This window comes from Alkalihalophilus lindianensis, assembly GCF_032843265.1.
GTDB classification, from domain to species: Bacteria; Bacillota; Bacilli; order Bacillales; family Bacillaceae_D; genus Alkalihalophilus; species Alkalihalophilus lindianensis.
Genome location: NZ_JAWJBA010000298.1, coordinates 1 through 274, shown reverse-complemented (window position 1 = coordinate 274; position 274 = coordinate 1). Strand labels below are relative to the sequence as shown.

Here is a 274-nt window from a genome sequence, read left to right as displayed (position 1 = left end):
TCTCCTTCTTTTTATGCTGGGTCATAAAACCCTCTGCCTACGACTTCTGCTGAATCTGTGACGATAACAAACGCTTCAGGGTCCACCTCTTTAATAGTACGTTTTAAAACACCTAATTCAGATGAATTGACAACACACATTAAGACAGGGCGCTCTTTGTCTGTAAAGCCTCCTTGGGCTGATAAACGTGTAACACCTCGGTCTACTCTAGTGTAGATCGCTTCTTGTACGTCCAAATATTCATTTGAAATAATGAGAGTCGTCTTCGTCTTAT

Annotated in this window: 1 protein-coding gene; it reads right to left on the bottom strand. The window is 41.2% G+C overall.

The genetic code is table 11. The annotated features are described in order from the left end of the window. Window positions 1-11 precede the first annotated feature (11 nt). Window positions 12-274, bottom strand: a 263-nt coding sequence (locus tag RYX56_RS22330) for a YitT family protein (RefSeq protein WP_317124119.1), incomplete at its 5' end; no start/stop codon positions are given.